This is a genomic window from Colwellia sp. KS18-150, from assembly GCF_057551365.1.
The window spans coordinates 227,528-248,919 of sequence record NZ_BAAJMC010000004.1 but is presented as its reverse complement, the minus strand read 5'-3'; the positions used below and the strand labels follow the sequence as shown (position 1 = coordinate 248,919).

The 21,392-nt window shown below is 38.2% G+C and carries 15 protein-coding genes; 9 read left to right on the top strand and 6 right to left on the bottom strand.

All coding sequences use genetic code 11. The features are described from left to right. Nucleotides 1–15 precede the first annotated feature (15 nt). From aat to infA, 3 genes are all read left to right on the top strand, one after another. Complete coding sequence (gene aat / locus AC27IF_RS08545) at nt 16–756, top strand: leucyl/phenylalanyl-tRNA--protein transferase (protein ID WP_487053637.1); 741 nt, start codon at nt 16–18, stop codon at nt 754–756. Between the two features lie 13 nt (nt 757–769). Next, nucleotides 770–1,543 carry an arginyltransferase gene (locus tag AC27IF_RS08540; protein WP_487053635.1) on the top strand — a complete coding sequence of 258 codons (774 nt, stop codon included), beginning with the start codon at nt 770–772 and terminating at the stop codon, nt 1,541–1,543. A 129-nt stretch (nt 1,544–1,672) separates the two neighbouring features. Continuing rightward, on the top strand, nt 1,673–1,891 hold the full coding sequence (gene infA, locus AC27IF_RS08535; RefSeq protein WP_011043571.1) for a translation initiation factor IF-1: 219 nt from the start codon (nt 1,673–1,675) through the stop codon (nt 1,889–1,891). Between the two features lie 143 nt (nt 1,892–2,034). Here the strand turns inward: infA and AC27IF_RS08530 are convergent, their stop codons facing one another. From AC27IF_RS08530 to htpX, 5 genes are all read right to left on the bottom strand, one after another. After that, nucleotides 2,035–2,544, bottom strand: a complete 510-nt coding sequence (locus tag AC27IF_RS08530; protein ID WP_487053634.1) for a DUF3087 family protein — start codon at nt 2,542–2,544, stop codon at nt 2,035–2,037. A gap of 54 nt (nt 2,545–2,598) precedes the next feature. Then, on the bottom strand, nt 2,599–4,608 hold the full coding sequence (gene recD, locus AC27IF_RS08525) for an exodeoxyribonuclease V subunit alpha (protein ID WP_487053633.1): 2,010 nt from the start codon (nt 4,606–4,608) through the stop codon (nt 2,599–2,601). Between the two features lie 4 nt (nt 4,609–4,612). After that, complete coding sequence (recB, locus tag AC27IF_RS08520; RefSeq protein ID WP_487053631.1) at nt 4,613–8,203, bottom strand: exodeoxyribonuclease V subunit beta; 3,591 nt, start codon at nt 8,201–8,203, stop codon at nt 4,613–4,615. Next, complete coding sequence (gene recC / locus AC27IF_RS08515; RefSeq protein WP_487053630.1) at nt 8,200–11,727, bottom strand: exodeoxyribonuclease V subunit gamma; 3,528 nt, start codon at nt 11,725–11,727, stop codon at nt 8,200–8,202. The genes recB and recC overlap by 4 nt, the downstream gene beginning before the upstream one ends. Nucleotides 11,728–11,916: 189 nt before the next feature. After that, the gene (gene htpX, locus AC27IF_RS08510) at nt 11,917–12,813 is read right to left on the bottom strand and encodes a protease HtpX (protein WP_487053629.1); all 897 of its coding nucleotides are present in this window, start codon (nt 12,811–12,813) and stop codon (nt 11,917–11,919) included. A 367-nt stretch (nt 12,814–13,180) separates the two neighbouring features. Here htpX and AC27IF_RS08505 point away from each other — a divergent pair, with 367 nt between their 5' ends. Together AC27IF_RS08505 and AC27IF_RS08500 are read left to right on the top strand one after the other, a co-directional pair. Beyond that, nucleotides 13,181–13,783, top strand: a complete 603-nt coding sequence (locus tag AC27IF_RS08505; protein ID WP_487053627.1) for a histidine phosphatase family protein — start codon at nt 13,181–13,183, stop codon at nt 13,781–13,783. A gap of 21 nt (nt 13,784–13,804) precedes the next feature. Continuing rightward, nucleotides 13,805–15,472, top strand: a complete 1,668-nt coding sequence (locus tag AC27IF_RS08500; protein ID WP_487053626.1) for a sensor histidine kinase — start codon at nt 13,805–13,807, stop codon at nt 15,470–15,472. Between the two features lie 8 nt (nt 15,473–15,480). Here the strand turns inward: AC27IF_RS08500 and AC27IF_RS08495 are convergent, their stop codons facing one another. Beyond that, complete coding sequence (locus AC27IF_RS08495; RefSeq protein ID WP_487053625.1) at nt 15,481–17,211, bottom strand: nitrilase-related carbon-nitrogen hydrolase; 1,731 nt, start codon at nt 17,209–17,211, stop codon at nt 15,481–15,483. A 220-nt stretch (nt 17,212–17,431) separates the two neighbouring features. Here AC27IF_RS08495 and AC27IF_RS08490 point away from each other — a divergent pair, with 220 nt between their 5' ends. From AC27IF_RS08490 to pstA, 4 genes are all read left to right on the top strand, one after another. Further along, the gene (locus AC27IF_RS08490) at nt 17,432–18,433 is read left to right on the top strand and encodes a magnesium transporter (protein ID WP_487053623.1); all 1,002 of its coding nucleotides are present in this window, start codon (nt 17,432–17,434) and stop codon (nt 18,431–18,433) included. Between the two features lie 242 nt (nt 18,434–18,675). Further along, nucleotides 18,676–19,503, top strand: a complete 828-nt coding sequence (locus AC27IF_RS08485) for a phosphate ABC transporter substrate-binding protein (protein ID WP_487053622.1) — start codon at nt 18,676–18,678, stop codon at nt 19,501–19,503. 93 nt (nt 19,504–19,596) lie between these two features. Further along, the gene (pstC, locus tag AC27IF_RS08480) at nt 19,597–20,535 is read left to right on the top strand and encodes a phosphate ABC transporter permease subunit PstC (RefSeq protein ID WP_487053621.1); all 939 of its coding nucleotides are present in this window, start codon (nt 19,597–19,599) and stop codon (nt 20,533–20,535) included. Beyond that, complete coding sequence (gene pstA, locus AC27IF_RS08475; RefSeq protein WP_487053620.1) at nt 20,536–21,375, top strand: phosphate ABC transporter permease PstA; 840 nt, start codon at nt 20,536–20,538, stop codon at nt 21,373–21,375. Nucleotides 21,376–21,392: the final 17 nt, after the last annotated feature.

The following is a 21,392-nucleotide window of genomic DNA, read 5'->3' as shown; positions in this document are numbered from 1 at the left end:
TTTAATTAAGATAAAGTGCTATATCAACTTGATGAACACCATTTGGCTTTTCCGCCACTTCACTGTGCGTTAAAAGAGCCAAATGGATTATTAGCCTTAGGTGGTGATTTATCACCTAAACGCTTAATTAAAGCTTATCAACAAGGGATTTTCCCTTGGTTTAGTGAAGGCGACCCGCTTATGTGGTGGTCACCTGATCCACGCGCCATCATTAAACTAAACAATTTACGAGTTAATCGTACCTTAGCAAAATCAATTCGAAAGTCCCCTTATTACATTACCTTAAATACGGCTTTTGAAGAGGTCATTGAACTCTGTGCTGATGCTCCCTTTCGTAATGATGATACTTGGATTGTTGATGAAATGGAGCAAGCCTATTGCCAACTTCACCAGTTAGGTTTTGCCCATTCAATTGAAGTTTGGCAAAACCATGACGATAGTGGTGATAAAATTCTAGTTGGTGGTTTATATGGCGTAGCCATCAATGGCTTTTTCTCTGGTGAGTCAATGTTTTATACTGCGCCTAATGCGTCAAAATTTGCTTTAGTATCACTTGCTAACTTATTAGCATCTCTGGACATTGAGTTTATTGATTGTCAGCTACTCAATCCTTTTTTAGCAGACATGGGAGCAATAGAAATTTCACGTGATGACTTTGTTGCTTGCAAAGAAACTGCTATAACTAAAGTAGTCCCTGATGATTTTTGGCAACCTAGAGAGCTAAAGCTCAACCTGCCAATAAAATTATCTAAGTGATGATGGTAGCAGTATGAATGACACTAGTTTTAAGGTAGGTATTACAAAAACCTTTCCTTGTAGTTACATCTCTGAGAATGAAGAGCGCTTGTTGATAGCAGTGGATGAGCGCTTACAAAATAGTAAAAGTTATAGCCTACTTATGTCTGAGGGCTTTAGACGTAGCGGCGATCAAAGCTATCGCCCTCATTGTCCCCATTGCAATGCCTGTAAATCAGTACGCGTATTAGTTAATGAATTTCAGTGCTCTAAAAGCCAGAAAAGATCGAAAAAGCGTAATCGCGATTTTATAATAAAGTACTCCAATGAGCTGAAACCTTCTTACTACCCGCTTTACGAGCGATATATAAATCATTGTCACCAAGATGGCAGTATGTACCCTGCTAATTATCAGCAATTTCAAACCTTCCTCACCAGTAAACTTAGTAAACAACTCTTTATAGAGACTTGGCACCAAGTTGGTGATGAAGAAAGGCTAATCTGTGTGGCGGTTACCGATGTTTTAGCTAACGCATTATCTGCAGTTTATACTTTTTATCATATTGATTATAAAGCTCACGGCTTAGGTGTATTTTCAATTTTAACGCAAATTGAACATAGTAAGCAGCTAGGTTTACCTTATCTCTATTTAGGTTATCAAATAGAGGAATGTGTAAAAATGAACTATAAAACTCGTTATTTTCCTCACGAAATATTTGAAAATGGTCACTGGTTTTTGACTGAAAAAAAGGCTGTTTCTTCAATCAGTAGCCAAAAACCAAGTGAAACAACAAAGAATAATAAATAAACAAGCGCAAAGCTTTACTTTAGCCGTGCAATTAGGCATCATGCGCGCAGCTTTTTTTATCGGCTGAAAATTTTAACATACTGTTAGATATTTAGCTTAATTGCACAACATATAGAGGTTTAGCGCCCCATGGCGAAAGAAGAAAATATTGAAATGCAAGGTACGGTTTTAGACACTTTACCTAATACTATGTTCCGAGTAGAACTAGAAAACGGCCATGTGGTCACCGCTCATATTTCTGGTAAAATGCGTAAAAACTACATTCGTATTTTAACTGGCGATAAAGTAACGGTTGAATTAACACCATACGATTTATCGAAAGGTCGCATTATTTTCCGCGCTAGATAATTACTGAGCCTAACGCTTTTAAATTAAAGTTTTTGGGGTAGTTATTCGTTAAGTCTTACGACTTAATATAAAAACCAACATGCTAATAGCAGTGTTGGTTTTTTTGTGTCTAAAATTTAATATTGTTCATTGAAAAGTAATGATTAACTGTACTGCTTCAATAACTTTTTATCAAACTGCTCAGCTGTGATAGTTAAGTCATTGTTAGCAATAATCTCATTTACTTCATTTAAATCATCGTTAACTTTTGACAGTGTCAAAGTATTATCATCTAACAAATAAACAAGCTTTAAACTTTGATAATAAAAAAGCAAAATAATTAGGGCACTTTCTTCATTGTTTTTTACTGCAACTTCAATCTTCTTTAACTTTCTAAATATACTGTTATGTAGCTGCTTTAATTGCCAAACATAGTAGATCTCATTGAAAAAGTCCTTACTTTTAACACTATGTAAAATCGCCGCACAAGCTAATAAAGCTAAAATCACCCCCAGTAAATTATATTTAAAGTTACTAACGCCCTCCTCGCCAAAACCTAAAATAAGTAACTGGCCGAACGCTAACGCTAATACCAATAACGTGGCAATAAAACTATAGATAACTATGTTTAAGTTTTTTCGATAAATGGTTTTGTCTATTTCAATTAACTGCATGGTAAGTTTCCAAATAAAAAGATGAAGAGATATTTTGTTTTGTAAGGTAAGCCATTAATTCAGTGTTAAACCTGAATGACGCTTGACGACTTTATTAACGCCTTGTTGCCAAACTTCTTTATTGCTAGCAATAGTCAGTAATTTTTTAGCTCGGGTAATTCCTGTATACAGTAATTCACGACTCAATAATGGGTTGTTGCTATTGGAAGGTAGAACCATAGCAACATGTTCAAATTCACTGCCTTGTGTTTTATGAATAGTCATTGCATAGACACTATCAAAGCTAGGTAGTCGTGATGGTAGAAAGTGTTTATAACTAACACCATGACTATCCTTACTTTGTTCTTCAAAATATGCGAGTAATGATGAGTGGCTATTGTTATTATCTTGATCTTCTGGTGACCAAATAAGGCCAATGTCTCCATTATATAAGCCTAATTGATAGTTATTTTCACTGATCATAATGGGCATACCATGATAAAGCGTACGCTCTTGGCCAAATTTTTTGCTAGAAGAAAGCAAATCAGTAATCCATTCATTAATGGCATCAACGCCATACTCCCCTTGACGCATAACGCACAATACACGAAATTTAGTTAAGAGCTCAAAGGCTTGCTCTATAGTCTGACACTGAGAAATACCTTGATAATATTGTTTTACTAAAGGTAATAACCAACTGCGATAATGACTGTCAACCAGTGCCAGTTGAGTGCTTTGTTGTTTGACAAAACCAATATTATCATTGAGTAGCTGCCAACTTTGATCGATATCTCCCTTAATAACACTGCTAGCGATTAAACCAATACCACCTTTGCCATCAAAGCGGCGGCTTTTGATTAATAAGCTTAAGTGATCACAATGATCATTGGCGCTGCTATCTACAAAGGCAGCTTCAAGCTGGGAAGCATCTAATTGGCAAACTTGTGACAAGTAATGAGCATTATTGTCACTATAGCCGCCATGAAGACGCGGCGCGATATCAGCGAGTACACTACCTACTGCCACTGACGGTAATTGATCGGCATCGCCTAACAAAATTACCTTGGTATCGGTTTTTAAGGCACGAAATATCCTAGTCATCATAGGTAAATCTACCATTGAGACTTCATCAATTAACAGCACATCAAAAGGCAATAAATTGTCTTGGTTATACCTAAAGTTTGGACTGTTAGGAATAACCCCTAATAAACGGTGAATCGTTTGCGCATCACTGGGAATCGTCGCTAAAATGTGATCCGCTATCTGTCCTTTAAAACCTGTAACCGCGTTTAGAATAGATTCACTTAAACGTTGCGCGGCTTTACCTGTAGGTGCTACCAAAGCAATATTTAAGGCTTGGTTCTTCTCTTGTTCTGACATTTGGTCTTGAAAATCACCAGTAGTTGATTGGTTCAACATAAGTAGTGCTGCTAAAAGCTTAGTCACCGTATAGGTTTTACCCGTACCCGGTCCGCCAGCGATAATGCTGAAGTTTTTATTAATGGCATTAGCAACCGCCAACTTTTGCCAATCAATCTCATTATTTTGGTTATCTGTGTTATCAGCGTTATTCAATTCAGGAAAAAGTTGCTCAAGACACTGTGTAATATCATTGTCTGAGTATGTGTTTATTGGCGCTAAACGACCCTTAATCGCCTCAACTAATTCTGCTTCGAAGGTAAAATATCGGCGCATATATAAATTGTCATGGTGAAAAACCAATAAACTTTCTTTAGTCGCTTGCTCGTTAAATACTTGCAATAACTCAATCAGTGCTTGTTGTTCAGGAAACTGAAAACCTAAATGAGTACACTGCCCTTGTTCATCATAAGCTAGGCCAAAGTGAGTTTTAGCAATAGCAGCAATCGCTAAACACGTATGGCCAGCACGTAAATTAGCACTAAGCGCCATAAAAACGTGCGCTAAGGTTTCAAAGTCTGGAGATTGCTCATTTAATAAATTGTCACTGACTAAGGATTGACACACTTCTTTAGCAAAGAAATAGTCAATAGCCTCAATATCGTTAAGCTGCTGTTGAGCCTGTGAGAAACTTGACAGAGCAGATTTTTTTTCCGTTAAACTCATCCTATTAATGCTCCTGCTCGGTCATTATTTTTTCACCCAAAAACAAGCTATCGAGTTGCTCAAGTTCATGTTCAGTAATTTCTCTATAATAAACTCCCGCTCCGCTATGTTGAACATCAGGGCTCATTCCGCGTAAATAAAGATAATAAATACCGCCAAAATGCTCACTGACATTATAATTTTCCACATTGAGTTTTAAATAACGATGCAGCGCCAAGCTATAAATAAGATATTGTAAGTCGTAGTAGTTATTTTCAACATTCATTTGAAGTGTCGCACAGTGATAATCACTATACTTGTCACCTAAATGACTAGATTTGTAATCACAGACATAATATTTACCTGCTTGCTCAAACACTAAATCAATAAAGCCGTGCATCATACCTTTTAATGATTGATAACTCGGTAGTTTTACACTGTTTGTCAAAGCAGTACTTTTATTTGCAGCTGTGTTTCGATGATCGGTTAACAATTTTGCTAACTCCGGCATACTGGCCTGCTGCATAGGAAAGTAAAATTCACTCTCCCTCATTGATTGCGATAACGACACATCAGCTAAACAAAATGCTGATGCTTGATTTGTCTGCTCTGTGTTAGATGAAACTAATGGCGTATGCAATACCTCTTCAAGCCAAGTAATTAAATCATCTAGAGTAAACGGCGTGGTTAATTCGCCATACTTAACTAATGGCCACTTGCTTGCTTCAGCTAAATTCATTAATTGAAAATCAGTGTGCTCTAAAATATCGTGCAGTAAGTTACCGCTGTGAGCCCCTTTAGCCAGCGCAAAACGCAGTTGCTCTTTATCTGCTACGGCAATTGCTTTATTGTTTGAGCCTGTGCTTGGCTCTGAACCAGCATCTCTATCAGGAGTTGATACGCCGCCATGACGTAAATTACGACTTAGCGCCGAGAATGAACTTAACCACCAATCACGCTCTATTTTACCGGCAAATTTACTTACCGTTAGTGTATCGGTGATGACATCCTCACTAGTGAGTGTAGCGCTGTTTTGTAGGCACACTTCATCAAAATATACCTGCTCAACACTGGCTGCATGAGGGATGCTATCAATAAAACCGGTTAAATTTTGCTTAATATCACCCTCTGCTTGCCATTGCAGTGTTTTACCTAAAGGTGATAAATGATACTTATCAAAAGGAGCGGTTAATAAATAACAGCGTTTTTCAGCACGAGTAATGGCCACATAAAGCAAACGAATGCTTTCGGCATAAGCTTCACTCGCCATTGCCGCTTTCGCTTGGTCATCACCATCAAGGGATAACTGTAACTGACCATGTTCATCATGATACTCAAGGTAGCTAATGTTTTGATTACCAAATTTTAACGGATCTTTATGTTTACTGGCAAAAGGAATAAAGACCACCGGATATTCAAGTCCTTTAGCACCATGTTGTGTGATAATTCGAATAAGGTTGCCATCACTTTCTAAGCGTAACTCAGCTTCAAGCTCACTGTTTATAGTTTCTAATGAACATTGTTGCTCAAACCAATAAAGTAACTCTTCGCTTTGTAAAAATCGCTGACTCGCGGCTTGTAAAATTTCAAAAAGGTGTAAGATATTAGTGAGTATTCTATCTTTATTGATGGACGGAATAACAAAGTGTTGATGCATGACATTAATGGCCATGGCAATAAAGCCTTGCTGCTGCCACTGCTTTTTAAAATCAATAAAGGCAAATTTAACCTTTTGATATGCTAGCTCATCTTGTTGTAATTGATGCAAAGACACGGCATCGTAACCTAGCAAGCCACAAGTTAATGAAGCAAGGTACACACGTTCGTTTTCAGGGGCTAAAATACCTTTTAATAACCTCAGTAGCTGCTGTGCTTGCTCACTGTGAAATAAATTAGCGCGATCAGATAAAAACACGCTGGCTAAACTAGCCTCTTGTAACGCCTGTTTAATAAATTGCGCTTCGCGATTATCTCGCACTAAAATGGCTATATCTTGTGGATTTACCTGCTTGCTCGTTAATAGCTGAGTAATTTCATTAGCGCACCATATGGCCATCAATGGGCATGCTTGTCCTAAGGTAACCATCTCATCAGTTTGATGATTAAAATGAACAAATTGTAATGCCTTACCTTTATCCGTAGCTAAACTATCTTGCTCCGCCATCACCCTACCAGCATTAACTGGCTTATAATCAATCCCGTAGCCAAACACCGCATCATCAGCCTGCTCTGCATTACTGACAAAAACCTGATTATAAGCGGTGATCATATCAGCGCTAGAGCGATAGTTAGTATCCATCAGCCAATGATGATCACAACTGTGTCTTGCCGCTAAATAAGCAAAGATATCACCGCCTCTAAAACCATAAATCGCTTGTTTAGGATCGCCAATTAAATACAGTGCGCCTTCATTTAGGCTTGCTCGCTCGCTATAATAAAGCCCTTGTAAAATTGAGAACTGTTGTGGGTCTGTATCTTGAAACTCATCCACTAATGCCACGGGATATTGCGCTAATAAGGTTTTTGCTAACGGATTATCCCCCTGCTCTTTGGATAAACTTAGCGCTAGCGTTGAAATTAAATCATCAAAATCTAACAAGTTAAGCTGCTGTTTTTTATCACTTACCTGCGCTCGAATACTGTAAATAGCACTGCGCACCAATTTATACGCTTTGGCTTTATTAATGTTTTTCGCTAAATTTTTAAGAGCGGTTTTCATGGTTTTACAAGGGGCTAAAATATCTGCCAACTGCACCTTAAACGCTTTAGGGTGACGATTGCCGTTAAGCAAATAATCAGGCATAGCGATGTTAGCCGCAGCAAGTAACGCGGCTTCATTGTCACATACTGAAATCTGCTCAAGCCAGTTTTGTAGCGAAATTAATGCTTGGCCACGTTTTTCTTGCTCTGCAGCTGTTTTATGACTCACTAATCCAGCTTCAATAACACAGGCATGTGCTGTTAGGTTTTCAAGTCCTTGTTGTGCTAAGCCGGTAAACTCAGTGACAATCTTGCTACTATCAATAATGTTTAATTGATGCTCTTGATAAATAGCTTTAGAAAAACTTTGTATAAAGCTAGTGGGCGCAGGCCAAAACTGTGCAATAAGTGAAAAATCGTCACCACTTTTCTTGGCTAGCTGTCGATACCAATCCTGACACGCTTCTAAAACAATTTCTGAGCTAGAAGTTGACAGTGTGGCGTTAAAAGGTAAGCCACTGGCAAAAGCATGCTCTGCAAGCGCCCGCTGACAAAAACCATGAATGGTAAAAATGGCCGCTTCATCTAAAAATAATAGTGCCCGTTTAAGTAAAAATTCTACCTTATCAGCGCTGACTCGTTCACTTATTGCCTTAAAATAAGGTTCTTCTTGAGATAAGGTTGACCAATTAACTAAAGCCTCACGAATAAAAGCATCAATACGACCACGCAGCTCTTGTGTGGCATCTTTAGTAAAAGTCATCAGCAAAATTTGCTCAACTTTTAATTCACGCTCTAATAATAAACGTAAATAAATACGGGTAATGTTATAAGTTTTACCCGTACCAGCACTTGCCTCAATTAAATGTTTACCAACGAGTGGAATATCAGCAGCATTTAACTGCGCCAACTTCATGGCTTTTTACTCATATTAATTTTTTCAACCTGTTGATGTAACACGGCATAATGGTGATGAATGTCATCAAGGTAAAGACTAATATCAGGGCAAGTAGGCCAAAAATATTGTAAATAAGGATCGTCAGCAAAACCGCGAAGCGACTCACTTCCCCACCAAGCTTGTTCAAAACGGTCTTGGGTCATTTCAACTGATTTACCGCGAGACTTTTTAAAGACTTGCATGGCAATATCGCCGTTAAGTAACAAGGGTTGCTGTAAGCCTTTAAAATAAGTGGTGAGTAGATCTGTAAGTTGTGTTTTGGCATTACCGTGAGACTCAGCTTGCTCATTTACACGGTATTGCTCCACTTTTTGCGCTTTGGTATTAAAGTAAAAACCGACGGTGTTATTAACTTCACTTAATATATTTTCTCGATAACCGGATTGAGTTAAGTGTTGGTTTTGCCAACACTGTATCATTAAATGATGCAAATACAAGGTGAATAAATCTTTAGCTTTGGCTGTTGAGCAACGATAAAACACTAGGCTGACACCTTCGCTAGTACGCTTAACCGGCATTTTTGCACTTAACTCGACACTCATACCGTTAGGCAAGGTTATACTCAACTGACAATCAATCAGCTCAGGGTTATCTGCCTCTTGATTGATTATCGTTGCTGAGAATTGCTCACTATCCGTTTGCCAAGTGGTAAAATGTTCATCCATGTTGGGTAAATCAGGAAATTTACCGGATAAACGTGCCGTCAACAACGCTTTCTCTACTAAACTGCCACTATTTGGGTTGCTGGTATGCGTGTCATTGCTATTGTCAGTTAATTGCGCCGCTAATAATTCTTGGCGTAGTAGATAACTGTCCAGATAGTTTGCAGTAAATGGCTCCACATCATCAAGGTGCACATCGTAATGATCAAATGACAAGTTAAGGGCATGACGAGCAAACACCTTACTTGGATGTTGATAAAAGCTAATTAACGCCTCTGTGCTTAAGCTAAAGTGATTGAGCGCTGTGTCATGGTCGTTACTTGTTAGACTACTATCATGAATCACTAAGGCGCTGGGACTGTCTTCTACAGCAACGACATCTTGCTGAGCTAACGCTAACCAATTAGCGTCGAAACTCGCCCGCACTGTATGTTTTGCATCATCATGAAGATAATTACTTTGGCTAAACGGCTGCATGGCCATTTGACGAAGATCGTTCTCTTTATCAAGGTCAAATTGCCAGCCATAGCCTTGCGTTAAATAATCCATTAGCTCTTTTAATACCAATGAGGGCTGTTTTTCATTGTTGTTTTTAATATTTCGCCCTTGATAGCTTAGGTACAGCGACTTTCTCGCCGAAATTATCGCTTCTAAAAACAAATATCTGTCATCACCACGACGTGATCTATCCCCTAACCTTGTTTTAGCTTGCGCCATTAAATCAAAACCAAGTGGTTGTCGCTGTCGGGGAAATTCACCATCATTTAAGCCCAGCACTGCAATTACTTTAAAAGGAATACTGCGCATAGGTAACATAGAGCAAAACGTGACTTGCCCCACCATAAATTGGCGGCTTGAGTCACCTTGGCTGAAATGACTGTTCAAAAAGTCACTTACAATTGCCAAATCAATTGTTTCTGTAATGTCAGCTTGTTGGCTGTATTCTACAAAGCTAGCAATGGCATTTTCGATGATTAACAAGGCATTATCTATGTCATGACTCATGCTTAATGCGCTATCACCGCGGGCAAACAATTGCTCAAGTTGTGATAATAAAAACTGTTGCCATTGCTGTGGTGTACGCGGCTGAGTTATTTGCACGCTAAACTGTTGTAACTGCTCGACAAATAACATTAATTTCCCCAGCAGTACCGCATCATCCCCTTCAACATTGGCTAATAATAACTGCTGCTGAAAAATAGCCTGATGATCGGCAAAGGCAAAACCGCGCAAAAGGCGCGATAAACCTTGCTGCCAGGTGAAGCTATTGCTGGCATTATCACCGAGCACTTGTTGTTTATGGGCGGCATCTATTCCCCAATGTACGCAAGCTTGTTCAAGCCACAGACTAATTTTATCGATATCTTCACTGACAATGGCAAATTTATTAGCGATGGCACTTTGCCTAATAAAGGCCAGTAAATGACTTACCTGAAAACGAGAATCAGGTAAGGCTAATAAATCAATAAAAGCCGCGATAAGTGGGTCACTATCCTTGGCGCTTCTATCAGCGATAGAGCAAGGTAATGGCGGAACTTCATCAGCAATATTTTGCCAACCTCGGGTAAAAACGGCATTAACATACGGGGCATATTGTTCTATTTGCGGGCACATCACTAAAACATCTTTAGGTGTTAACGCCTCACTGCCTGCTTGGTGTGCTTGAGTAAATTGATGTAACAGGTAATCGTGCAAGGCTTGAACTTCACGTAAAGCACTATGGCAGCTGGTAATAGTGATGGAATTATCAACCAGTGGTACATTCAAAGAGCTTCGCTCTACACTGGTAGCATCGTCAAGTTGAAGAATATCGTTTTGCAATTGATGTAAGCAGCTAATATGTTGAGTTTCTTCTGCATTGTGTTTTGCTCCTTCACCAGCTTTAACGAACAATTCTACGTTAACGGTACTGTATTCTTGTAATAAAGCTAAAAACTCACGCCCTTGCTGACCAAGGTTGGCAAGCAGTGGATTACCGACAAATAAATGCTCATCACTTACCCCTTCTGACCAGGCATTGAGTTTTTTAAAGGCTTGTTTTTCACTGATAATATCTCCCCAATAAGCGAAGCAAGGATTTAAGTGGAAGAAGTTAACATCAATATGCTCGCTCAGCGCATTGATAAACTCAAGCCAAATAGGCGGCATAGTATTAATGGCAAAAAAGCTTAACCGTTTAGGCAAAATATTAGGGCTGTCAGTGAGCTTTTGCTCAATATTAGCAATAGCTTCTTCAATTAATTCAACAGGGTTGTATGGCTGCTGCGCAATTAACAACTGCCACAATTTACCCTGCCATATCGCTTCAGCTGGTAAATGAGCAAAGAAGTCTTTTGCTAACGGAGTAAAATCCCCCCGTTGCCAATTATCTAACCATGTGGGTCTAAAAATAAGATACTGCTCGTATAAATCAGCCAGTTGTACGGCTAATTGATAACGCTTTAATGGCGCTGAATTTTCGGTTTGCCAATAGCGAGTTACCGGTGCAAAATCAGCATCAGATAGCACAGAATTCGTTGCTAGTAAGGCATATATTCGCCAGGTGAGCACCTCCCTTGAGTAAGGAGCCTGATCTTGTACCTTTTCATCCCCTGCTAGCGTCCTTATTAGCCCCCAGAGAAACTGCGCCGGTAACGCGTAATTAATATTCATGCTAATACCACGCTCATTGGCTATCGCTAAATTGAGCCAGTGCTGCATGCCGGGGTTTTGAACAATAATGACTTCTTGGTTGAACACACCTAAGGGGGAAACTTGAGAAATTTTATTCAGCAGTGCTAATAAATTTTCCATTTTATTTGCGGGATATAGATTGATCAAAAGCTTGCCTTGTTGGTATCGTTTTTTATAATGCGGCTAACATGATGTGATGACATTAACGTTAGGTAAATTTAACCATAACCCTAGCCATAACACTAGCGGAATAAAACTTTACTCACTGTGTTTAAATAAAAAAAACCAGCAATGCTCATCAATTGAACATGCTGGTTTAAAAATAGTATTCACCACTTATGAGCGCTTTTGTCTGGCTCTTTCTTCTAGGGCAGTAATTCTATCTTCAATAGGTGGATGTGAAGACCATAACTGCGACCAATTTTGCTTGGCTTTTTCGCCTATACCAAAAGCCGCCAATTGCTCTGGTAATGCTTCAGGCTCTCTTTGCGCTAGACGCTTTAAGGCATTAATCATATTTTGGTGTCCGGCTAAATCCGCCCCACCGGTATCTGCAACGAACTCTCTTTTTCTCGAAAAGTACATCACGATAGTACTGGCTAGTATTGAAAGTACAACTTGAGAGACGAGTACACTGACAAAATAGCCAATACCATGGCCACGCTCATTTTTTAATATAACTCGGTCGACAACATGCCCGACAACACGTGATAAAAATACCACAAAAGTATTCACCACCCCTTGAATCAAGGTCAAGGTAACCATATCGCCGTTAGCGACATGACTCATTTCATGACCAACAACCGCTTCGATTTCACCTTGTGCCATATTATCAAGTAAACCTTGGGACACGGCTACTAAAGCATTGTTCTTACTGGCTCCTGTCGCAAAAGCATTCATTTCAGGGGACGGAAAAATAGCCACTTCCGGCATTTTTATACCCACTATGTTGGCTTGCTTTTCAACGGTTTCCATCAACCACTTTTCTACATTAGTGCTCGGTTGCTTAATTACAACTGCACCCGTCATACGCTTTGCCATCCATTTAGAAATAAGCAAAGAAATAAACGAGCCACCAAAGCCAATAACACCTGAAAGTATAACCAATGCTTGAATATTTAAGTCCGAGCCGTTCTCAGCCAAAATACTATCTACCCCTAATAAGCGTAGGGTAATACTTAACACCACCATAATGGCAATGTTGGTCAGTAAAAATAAAAATATTCGTTTCATATCATTTTCCTTAGTGATATTAAAAAGTCACAACTGCATTTATCTTCTCATTATAAACATATAGATACGTAAAGAATGTAACTGCTTGTTACTTTTTTAACTTAGCGTTGTTGGTTTTTCAATATAGTTCCTACTATTGGCTAATTTTTGAGACAACAGGACAAGAAGAGTGCGATGAGGTCATTCTATTTTAACCGCCGAAATTGTGCTCTGACTCAAGCGCAACAGAATAATAAACTTAAAGTCCCCCCTAGTATTAGCTAAAAATATAAACCTATTTGTATTGTTTCATCAATAAATTTAGTAATTTTGAAAAATACAAAATCGCTACCTATACTGAAATTAATGACTTTTACTTGGTATTTATATGAAAATAAAAAACTTTACCTTGTTAGTGTTCTTAATTATAAGCTTGCCCATTAAAGTTGAAGAGATAGAGGATACATCACTTGTTAGTATGTTGCAGCAAGGTGGGTATGTGCTCTACTTGCGTCATGGGGCTACGGTTCATACTCAAGCAGATGCTGATTTAACAGATTTAAGGAACTGCCCTACTCAACGAAATTTATCAGAACAGGGAAAAAATGAATCTAGAATGTTAGGACAAGCATTCAAACAGCTAAACATTAAAGTTTCCAAAGTGTTTTCTAGCCCCTATTGTCGATGTGTCGATACCGCCCTTTATGCCTTTGATAAAGTTGAAATTGATGAACAATTACGTTCAACGTCGAATGAAAATACAACATCTACATCACAATTAATGGCCCACTTAGAAATGTATTTGAAACAAATTCCTCCTGATAATACTAATACGGTATTGGTATCGCATACAGCTAACCTTAGAGAGGTCACTAAAATATGGCCAAAACCTGAAGGCGTGATACATATATTTAAACCGAAAGGAACCTCATATGAGCACATTGGTCATATAACTCCTTCGAGATGGTCTCAATTATTACCTAAAGAGTAAATTTTAGTTTTGGATTAATTTATGTCGTTAAAATGGAAACTAATGCTTGCTCCTTTGATGGCGCTACTAACAATGACCTTACTCATAGTAGGTTTTTATCGGTTAGGTATTAAGCAAACTGAAATTTTAACTTACTTTCAAGTCGAACAGCAGAAGACTTCATATCAATTCAACTCTATTGCCCACCAGTTAGCCATTAATCAAACCAATATATTTTCTTTACTTGAAGATGCGGTAAATATAGAAGATGAAGGCGAATTTTATGACAAAGGGAAAAGCTATTTATTAAAAATACATGATATTGAAGAGCAGTTTAAAAATCCTGATTTAGCTAAATTAATTCCTAACTCAATAAAAACACAACTAATCAATTACCGGATCACAACAGCAAATGTAATTTTAACGGCTTCAGTCGATTTAAAGTTAGCCATTGGCATTATGAATGAATCAACACTTAAATTTAATGAACTGAATAATCAATTACTTACCTTAAGCGACAATGCAAGTAAATCTATCCAACAACACATTAATGAAAAGCAATCGGAACTAAGAAACCAAGCCATTATTTCACTAATCATCGCCTTGTTTATCATCATATCATCCGTTAGTTTCAGTATTTTATATTCGGTGAAAATATCAATTAAGCTACGTGATTTGATATCTTATCTAAGTAATATGCTCAACAATAATGAATTATCACAACCAGTTAATATAAAAGAAATTAATGAAATAACCATACTTAAAAATATTGCGATTAATGTTCAAGAAACCATGAAACAATTAGAGTTTCAAATTATCAATAGAGTGAAGGCTGAGGAAAAAGTAAGGAAACTAAATTTAGACTTAGAAAATAGAGTTAGTAGTCGAACACAAGAGCTTCAAGACAGTAATAATGAACTTAAAAACACCTTAATAGAATTACAGAATACTCAATCTAAACTCATTGAAAGTGATAAGTTGGCATCTCTTGGCAGCCTAGTTGCCAGCATTGCGCATGAACTAAACACCCCTATAGGAACCGCTTTAACTGGTATAACCCTCATTCAAGATAAGATTAATGATTTAACACAGTTAATTGAAAACAATCAATTAACTAAGCAAAATTTAACAAGTAGTTTAGAAGTGATTAATGAGGGATTTTCAATTTCTTTATTGAGTATTAAACGTGCTTCTGAACAAATTGGAAGTTTCAAATCAGTGGCTATTGATACCACAAGAGATGACAGCAGAACAATTAATCTCAAATTATATATAGAAGATATCATACTCTCTTTAAAGCCAAGGTTAAAAAAAGCAGGACACATCGTTGTTTTTGATTGCCCTGAAAGGTTAACTTTTCATACCCAGCCTGGCGCTTTAGCTCAAATATTTACCAATTTAATTATGAATAGTTTGATTCATGGCTTTGACGAAAAGCGAAACGGTACTATTAATATAAAAATCCAGCCAACCCCTAAAGATATTCAAATAATTTATGCAGATAATGGTAAAGGAATATCAAGCGAAGTAAGCGATTCAATCTTTGAAGCTTTTTTTACCACTAATCGACATCAAGGTGGAACAGGTCTAGGTACTCATATCATTTATAATTTAGTAACTCAGCAATTAAAAGGAGATATAGAGATTGAGGTAAATAGTGAGCCTGGCCTGTGTTTCATTATTACCATTCCTAATACTAAAGAGGCTTAACTGTAAAGCTACATATTTTTACCAGCCGCAACAGGGTGTATTACTGCTTTAGTTATTTTTCCATGTTGATGTTTAATCACTGTTTGATTGATGTATCCATTAAACTTTCTTTGTTGCCATTGAGGTAAAATCGAGGATTCTGCAACGACATTGATAATTAAGCCAGTAGACTTTGGTGCTTTGATTTTTTTCTTATTACCGATAATGTTTTCTTTATTTATATGAGGGAAATGATTACCTAACGATTTTTCACGCGTCGCTGCAACGATGCATATTCTATGCTCCATAGCACGAGATATTAATGCGTGAGTGACTTCATTAGCCTCCTGAATATCAAAAGGCATTAATAGCAGTTGAATCCCCTTAGAAGCAACGAGATTAACAAGTTCGGGAATATTCGCATCATCCGCCGTTAACATAGCAAGTTTAATAATCCCTTGTTCTAAAGGGATTTCTACAACATTGACTTCATCCCCTAATGGTGTCCATGGGTAACGTTGACAAAAATGTAATTGCGCTTGTGATGCTATAACACCCTGCTCGCTTATTAATACTGCTCTATGCTCTCCTTCTATTACAACACTGGTACAGACATATTGAAACGGTCTTAACTGTTTAGCAATACGAGCAACTAGTCGTTCACTTAATAACGTTAATGCTTTTAGCTGCTCACTATCGTTAACGGTTGTTTTATCGCTAATAAAGAATAATTCTGGCAATTGAATAATATCACTGAGATTGTTTTCAATATAATGACAAACATCGTCAATGGCTTGCTCGTACTCTGTATAAGTTGCATATATAGCGACGTTAGCCGTGACTGGCACGTTTTCATAAGTGGTAGGATTTTTCGTTATTGTTTGATAAAGCTCAGCACGTCTTTGTGCAATTATATCACTGCCATCAGGGCGAAATTTTGCCTCGGCTTCTTCTAGCTCGATATCGGCAAAAATGACTCCTTCTTCTTGATGAGAGAGTTGTGCCAATGCTCTACCATCAGGTGCTATGATCTGACTTAAGCCAATACCTTGTAAAGACGTCTTAGGTATCTCATGTTGCTGCGAGAAAATAGCAATGTGCTCGTCTGGCATCAGTGCTCCCACTTTATTTGCAGTGGCTATAAATACTTTGTTTTCAAAAGCTCGAGCAGGAATATGTATGTCACTATCATCTAACGCAAAGGTATTCATTGAATGGCATAACAAATTTGCTCCTTGATTAGATAATGTTTGTGAGCATTTAAAAGAGCTGATATCGCTACCGGATATCAGTCCAACCTTAGCGATGGCGGTGCTTATCGGCCTAGGTTTATTTGTAGGCATCATAAAAAACTTCTTTTCATGATCCGTTAACGCTTGCTTATCCACTTGATGGATTATTTCACCACTTGGCGCAATTAAACACGAAGTAACACTGATGTTTGATTTAATACCTTCATCTTGATGTTCCCGTGAAGAGTCTTGACGTATGGTGGCATTAAGAACGATATAACAATGGTTTTGCTTTGCTTGCTCAGTGACTGCTACTACAAAGTCGCCATTGAGTGTTAATGCTTCATTCCATGCTTGATTATGATCTACGTAGCAAGATTGGGCTTCCATAAATAACGTATTGCAATACTCTGGTAAAACGATTATCGATGGCTGACACTTTGCTGCCTCATTAATAAGCCGGATACAATTCATTCGGTTTTTTTGAGGATTTGAAGAAGTGGCGAACTGAGTAACGGCAACGCGCATGATAAATTTTTCCAACTAAAAATGGCTTTAGATATTTATATTGTCAAAAGACGACGGTTTATGGGTGGGATAGTACCTGAAATTCATGCAATGAGGGAGTTTTATCTGAGGCAGATAAGCCGCTTACAATTTGATCACGTACGCCTATTTAATGTTATGGTAAAATGTGTTGGCTCATATAGTTGACACTAGTTCCTTCAATAAATTGTTTAAAAAATATATGAATATTGAACCAATAAAACATTTAATGCACGCATGCCACCATATACTTTCAATTCATGTTAGTGTCGAGCAAGCCATTGCCGAAATTAAAACTAATGCTATCGCAAACGTTCAACCGCAAGATTGTTACATCACTGATGAAAATGGCGTACTCAAAGGAAAGATATCCTACTTTGCATTGCTTAGGGCTGATCACGACATCAATGTTTATAGTATTGCCGACAAAAACCACTTAGTCATAAATGAAAATCAAGATAAAGAAATAGCCGCTAATTTATTTAACGAACATGATTTACATAGCATTGCTGTTATTGATGATGACAATAAACTGGTTGGCGTTATTAATCATAAAATCGCCATGAAAATCCTCTTGCAAGAAGATCAAGAAGATCTTGAACGTATTATGGGTATTTCAGGCTCTGGTAATGCTATCTCGTATCGAGACCTAACTATTATCGATCATATTAGAAACCGCATTAGCTGGTTAGTCGGTCTCGCCATTCTTGGTTTCGTGTCGGGTTCTATTTTAATGCACTATGAATCTATACTCGATAACATCATCATATTAGCTATTTATTTACCTATGATTTCAGATACTGGTGGTAATGCGGGTGGGCAATCTGCCTCAATCATTATTAGAGCCATTTCCTTAGGTGAGCTGACACTAAAAGATACCTTCAAAATTATTGCTAAAGAATTAGCCATTGGCTTAGGACTGGCTTTAATATTAGCAGGCGTGACCATGATCAAAGTATGGTTTTTCACCGAAGAACATCATGTACCGGGAAATTTAAGTCTTGAGTTAATCATGTTATGTGTCTGTCTCGCTTTATTTGTTCAAGTGATCACTGCCACTTTAATAGGGGCTGTTCTGCCCTTGTTAGCCGTATATTTTAAGCAAGACCCTGCTGTAGTGGCTAGTCCGGCTATTACCACTATTGTTGATATGACAGGCCTATTCATTTATTTTTCACTGGCTAATTATTTACTATTAAATTAAGGGCGCATATCTGCGCTCTCTTACCTAATGACTTGAGTTCATAACTTAACCTCATCATTTAAAAAACTTGTATCAAAATAAGTTAAAAACGATCAGAAAATTACATTGATGATGTCTTCGTTTAGGCATTATGTTATTGATTGTTAACCTAGTATTCTTTTCATAATCCTGTCACAAAACTGTCATAAAAGTTTGTTCTACTGCGCCTGTCACAACAAAGTGACCTATTAGGAGACAAGAGAATGAACCCTTTGAAAAACATTTTAGTCAGTACGGTAGTACTAACAGGCCTTTTCAGTTCACAGGTATTCGCCAGTAAAACAATTACCGTAACTGGCTCAAACTCAATGACAAGTTTGATGGAAGTACTCGCTGAAACTTATAGTGAAAAAACAGGAAACTTCGTTGAAGTTCAAGGACCAGGCTCTTCTGCAGGTGTTCGTGCTGCTAATAATGGTACCGCAATGATTGGTATGGCTTCACGTGAAGTAGCCAATGATGAAATTAGCGATAAAATTAAAGTATTACCCATGGCACATGACGCTATTGCAGTCATCGTTCATCCCTCTAAAGCTAAGCAATTAAAAAACTTAAGTGTTGAACAATTAGCAGATATTTATCGTGGCAATATAACCAACTGGCAAGACGTAAATATCGACAGTAGCCCTGTTGTCGCTGTTACTCGTGATTCAGCTTCAGGCACTCGTGCAGGCTTTGAAGGAAATTTAGGATTAATTCGAAAAGTGAATGATATTAACGTTTCTGCCATTTCACCACGAGTACGTGTGGCTAACAGCAATGGCGCGATTAAAACCATGGTTGCCAGTAATCCCAATGCTATTGGTTATATTTCACTTGGTACAGTTGATGAAACAGTAACAGCAATCGCGATTGATGGCGTTGAGCCTAGCATTGCAAGTATTCAAAGCAGCCAATATCCAATCGCCCGTAATTTTAACTTATTACTGTCACACGATGTTGAAGACGAAGCTGGCGAATATTTACAATGGATATTATCAACAGAAGCTCAAAAAATTATTGCTGATAAAGGATATGTTCCTGTTACCTAACACCCGCCAACTCATTTTAAGATGAAATAAACCTTACTTTTTTATGACGTAGTTATTAGCTACGTCATTGCTTTTATTAGGTATGTCATAGTTATGAAAAATACAGCTCTAAACATATCCCACTTACCGTTAGCACCTAAGGCAAAGTCACCGCCAAAATCCTTGTTAACGCCGAGCACAAGGTTCGCTTGGAAAGATAAACTCTTTCATGGCTTATTATTACTCTGCGCACTGTTAGGTGTCACCTCGTTATTATTTATCGGTGTTTTCATCGTCAAGGAAGCTATACCTGCTTTTGAATTTTCAGGTCTTTGGGGATTGCTACTTGGCCGAGAATGGTTACCACCTGCCCTTTACGGTATCTTCCCAATGATTATGGCCACTCTGTGGTCAACTGCAATAGCGGTAGCCATTGGAGTACCCATTGGCGTGCTTTCGGCAATATTTTTAGCGGAAATAGCACCAGAAAAATTGGTGAAGGTGATGCGCCCTGCGATTGAATTATTAGCCGGTATCCCTTCTGTTGTCTATGGCTTTTTTGGTTTAGTGGTTATCGTGCCATTACTGGAGTCAAGCTTTGGTTTATCCTCTGGCTCGACGATTTTTGCGGCCAGCGTAGTATTAGCCATTATGATTTTACCGACAGTGATCACTGTCACTGAAATTTCATTACGTGCGGTGCCCAAACATTATAAAGAAGCAGCTTTTGCTCTAGGCGCTTCTCATATTTACACCATATTTGTTGTCCAAGTCCCTGCTGCTCGTTCAGGCATATTAACTGGGGTTATCTTAGGTATAGCACGTGCTGTAGGAGAAACCATGGCGGTTATTATGGTAATGGGTAATTCCCCAGCAATGCCGGATGGTATTTTTGAAGCTGCTCGCTCAATGACCGCTAATATCGCTTTAGAAATGTCGTATGCAACGGGTGTTCATGCAAGTGCTTTGTATGCAACGGGCGTTATTTTATTAGTATTTATCATGATATTAAATGCCGTATTAATGTATTTAAATCGACAGAGGGTTAAATAAATGATCACACGTTTGAATAAAGATCGTCTCTTAACTGCTACTGTTTGGGGATCCGCAGCAGTCACCATTACCTTTTTGCTATGGATACTACTCTATATCGTGATGCATGGCGCGGATCATGTTAGTTGGTCATTTATCACCAGTAACTACACTCGTTTAGGTGGTGAGTCTGGGATCTGGCCGATGATTGTCGCTACCGTTTATATGATTGGGTTGTCTATCGGTATTGCCGCGCCCATTGGTATTATGAGCGCCATTTACTTAACTGAATATGCCAAACCAGGCAGTACTATTGTTAAGGTATTACGCTTTGCAACAGAATCATTAGCCGGTATCCCTTCAATAATCTACGGCTTATTTGGCATGACATTTTTTGTCAGTATTTTAGGGCTTGGATTTTCAGTACTTTCTGGCGCATTAACCTTATCAATAATGTTGCTGCCAGTAATTATTCGCACAACAGAAGAAGCCATTATGGCGGTACCGATGAATTACCGAGAAGGCTCTTATGCCCTAGGTGCCCCCAAAATTTATATGTTGTGGAAGCTAATTTTACCTAGTGCATTACCGGGTATTGTTACTGGCCTTATCTTATCTATTGGCCGCGTTATCGGTGAGTCTGCGCCAGTATTTCTTACTGCAGGCATGGTTGCCCGAATTCCAGATTCAGTATTTGATTCAGGCCGTACATTAACGGTTCATCTATACATGCTAACCACAGAGCTATACACCCAACATGATTGGGATATGGCCTTTGCTACAGCCACTGTTTTAGTGATTTTAGTGTTAATCATCAATGTATTAACCAAGCTAATCTCAAACCGATTCAGCGCGTCATAACCCATTTTATCGAGAAA

Excerpts from the sequence above, each read along its gene's own strand:
- infA (WP_011043571.1), top strand. The coding sequence starts at position 1,673 with ATGGCGAAAGAAGAAAATATTGAAATGCAAGGTACGGTTTTAGACACT.
- recD (WP_487053633.1), bottom strand. The coding sequence starts at position 4,608 with ATGAGTTTAACGGAAAAAAAATCTGCTCTGTCAAGTTTCTCACAGGCT.
- AC27IF_RS08500 (WP_487053626.1), top strand. The coding sequence starts at position 13,805 with ATGTCGTTAAAATGGAAACTAATGCTTGCTCCTTTGATGGCGCTACTA.
- pstA (WP_487053620.1), top strand. The coding sequence starts at position 20,536 with ATGATCACACGTTTGAATAAAGATCGTCTCTTAACTGCTACTGTTTGG.
- AC27IF_RS08540 (WP_487053635.1), top strand. The coding sequence starts at position 770 with ATGAATGACACTAGTTTTAAGGTAGGTATTACAAAAACCTTTCCTTGT.
- AC27IF_RS08505 (WP_487053627.1), top strand. The coding sequence starts at position 13,181 with ATGAAAATAAAAAACTTTACCTTGTTAGTGTTCTTAATTATAAGCTTG.
- recB (WP_487053631.1), bottom strand. The coding sequence starts at position 8,203 with ATGAAGTTGGCGCAGTTAAATGCTGCTGATATTCCACTCGTTGGTAAA.
- AC27IF_RS08530 (WP_487053634.1), bottom strand. The coding sequence starts at position 2,544 with ATGCAGTTAATTGAAATAGACAAAACCATTTATCGAAAAAACTTAAAC.
- pstC (WP_487053621.1), top strand. The coding sequence starts at position 19,597 with ATGAAAAATACAGCTCTAAACATATCCCACTTACCGTTAGCACCTAAG.
- AC27IF_RS08490 (WP_487053623.1), top strand. The coding sequence starts at position 17,432 with ATGAATATTGAACCAATAAAACATTTAATGCACGCATGCCACCATATA.
- AC27IF_RS08495 (WP_487053625.1), bottom strand. The coding sequence starts at position 17,211 with ATGCGCGTTGCCGTTACTCAGTTCGCCACTTCTTCAAATCCTCAAAAA.
- htpX (WP_487053629.1), bottom strand. The coding sequence starts at position 12,813 with ATGAAACGAATATTTTTATTTTTACTGACCAACATTGCCATTATGGTG.
- AC27IF_RS08485 (WP_487053622.1), top strand. The coding sequence starts at position 18,676 with ATGAACCCTTTGAAAAACATTTTAGTCAGTACGGTAGTACTAACAGGC.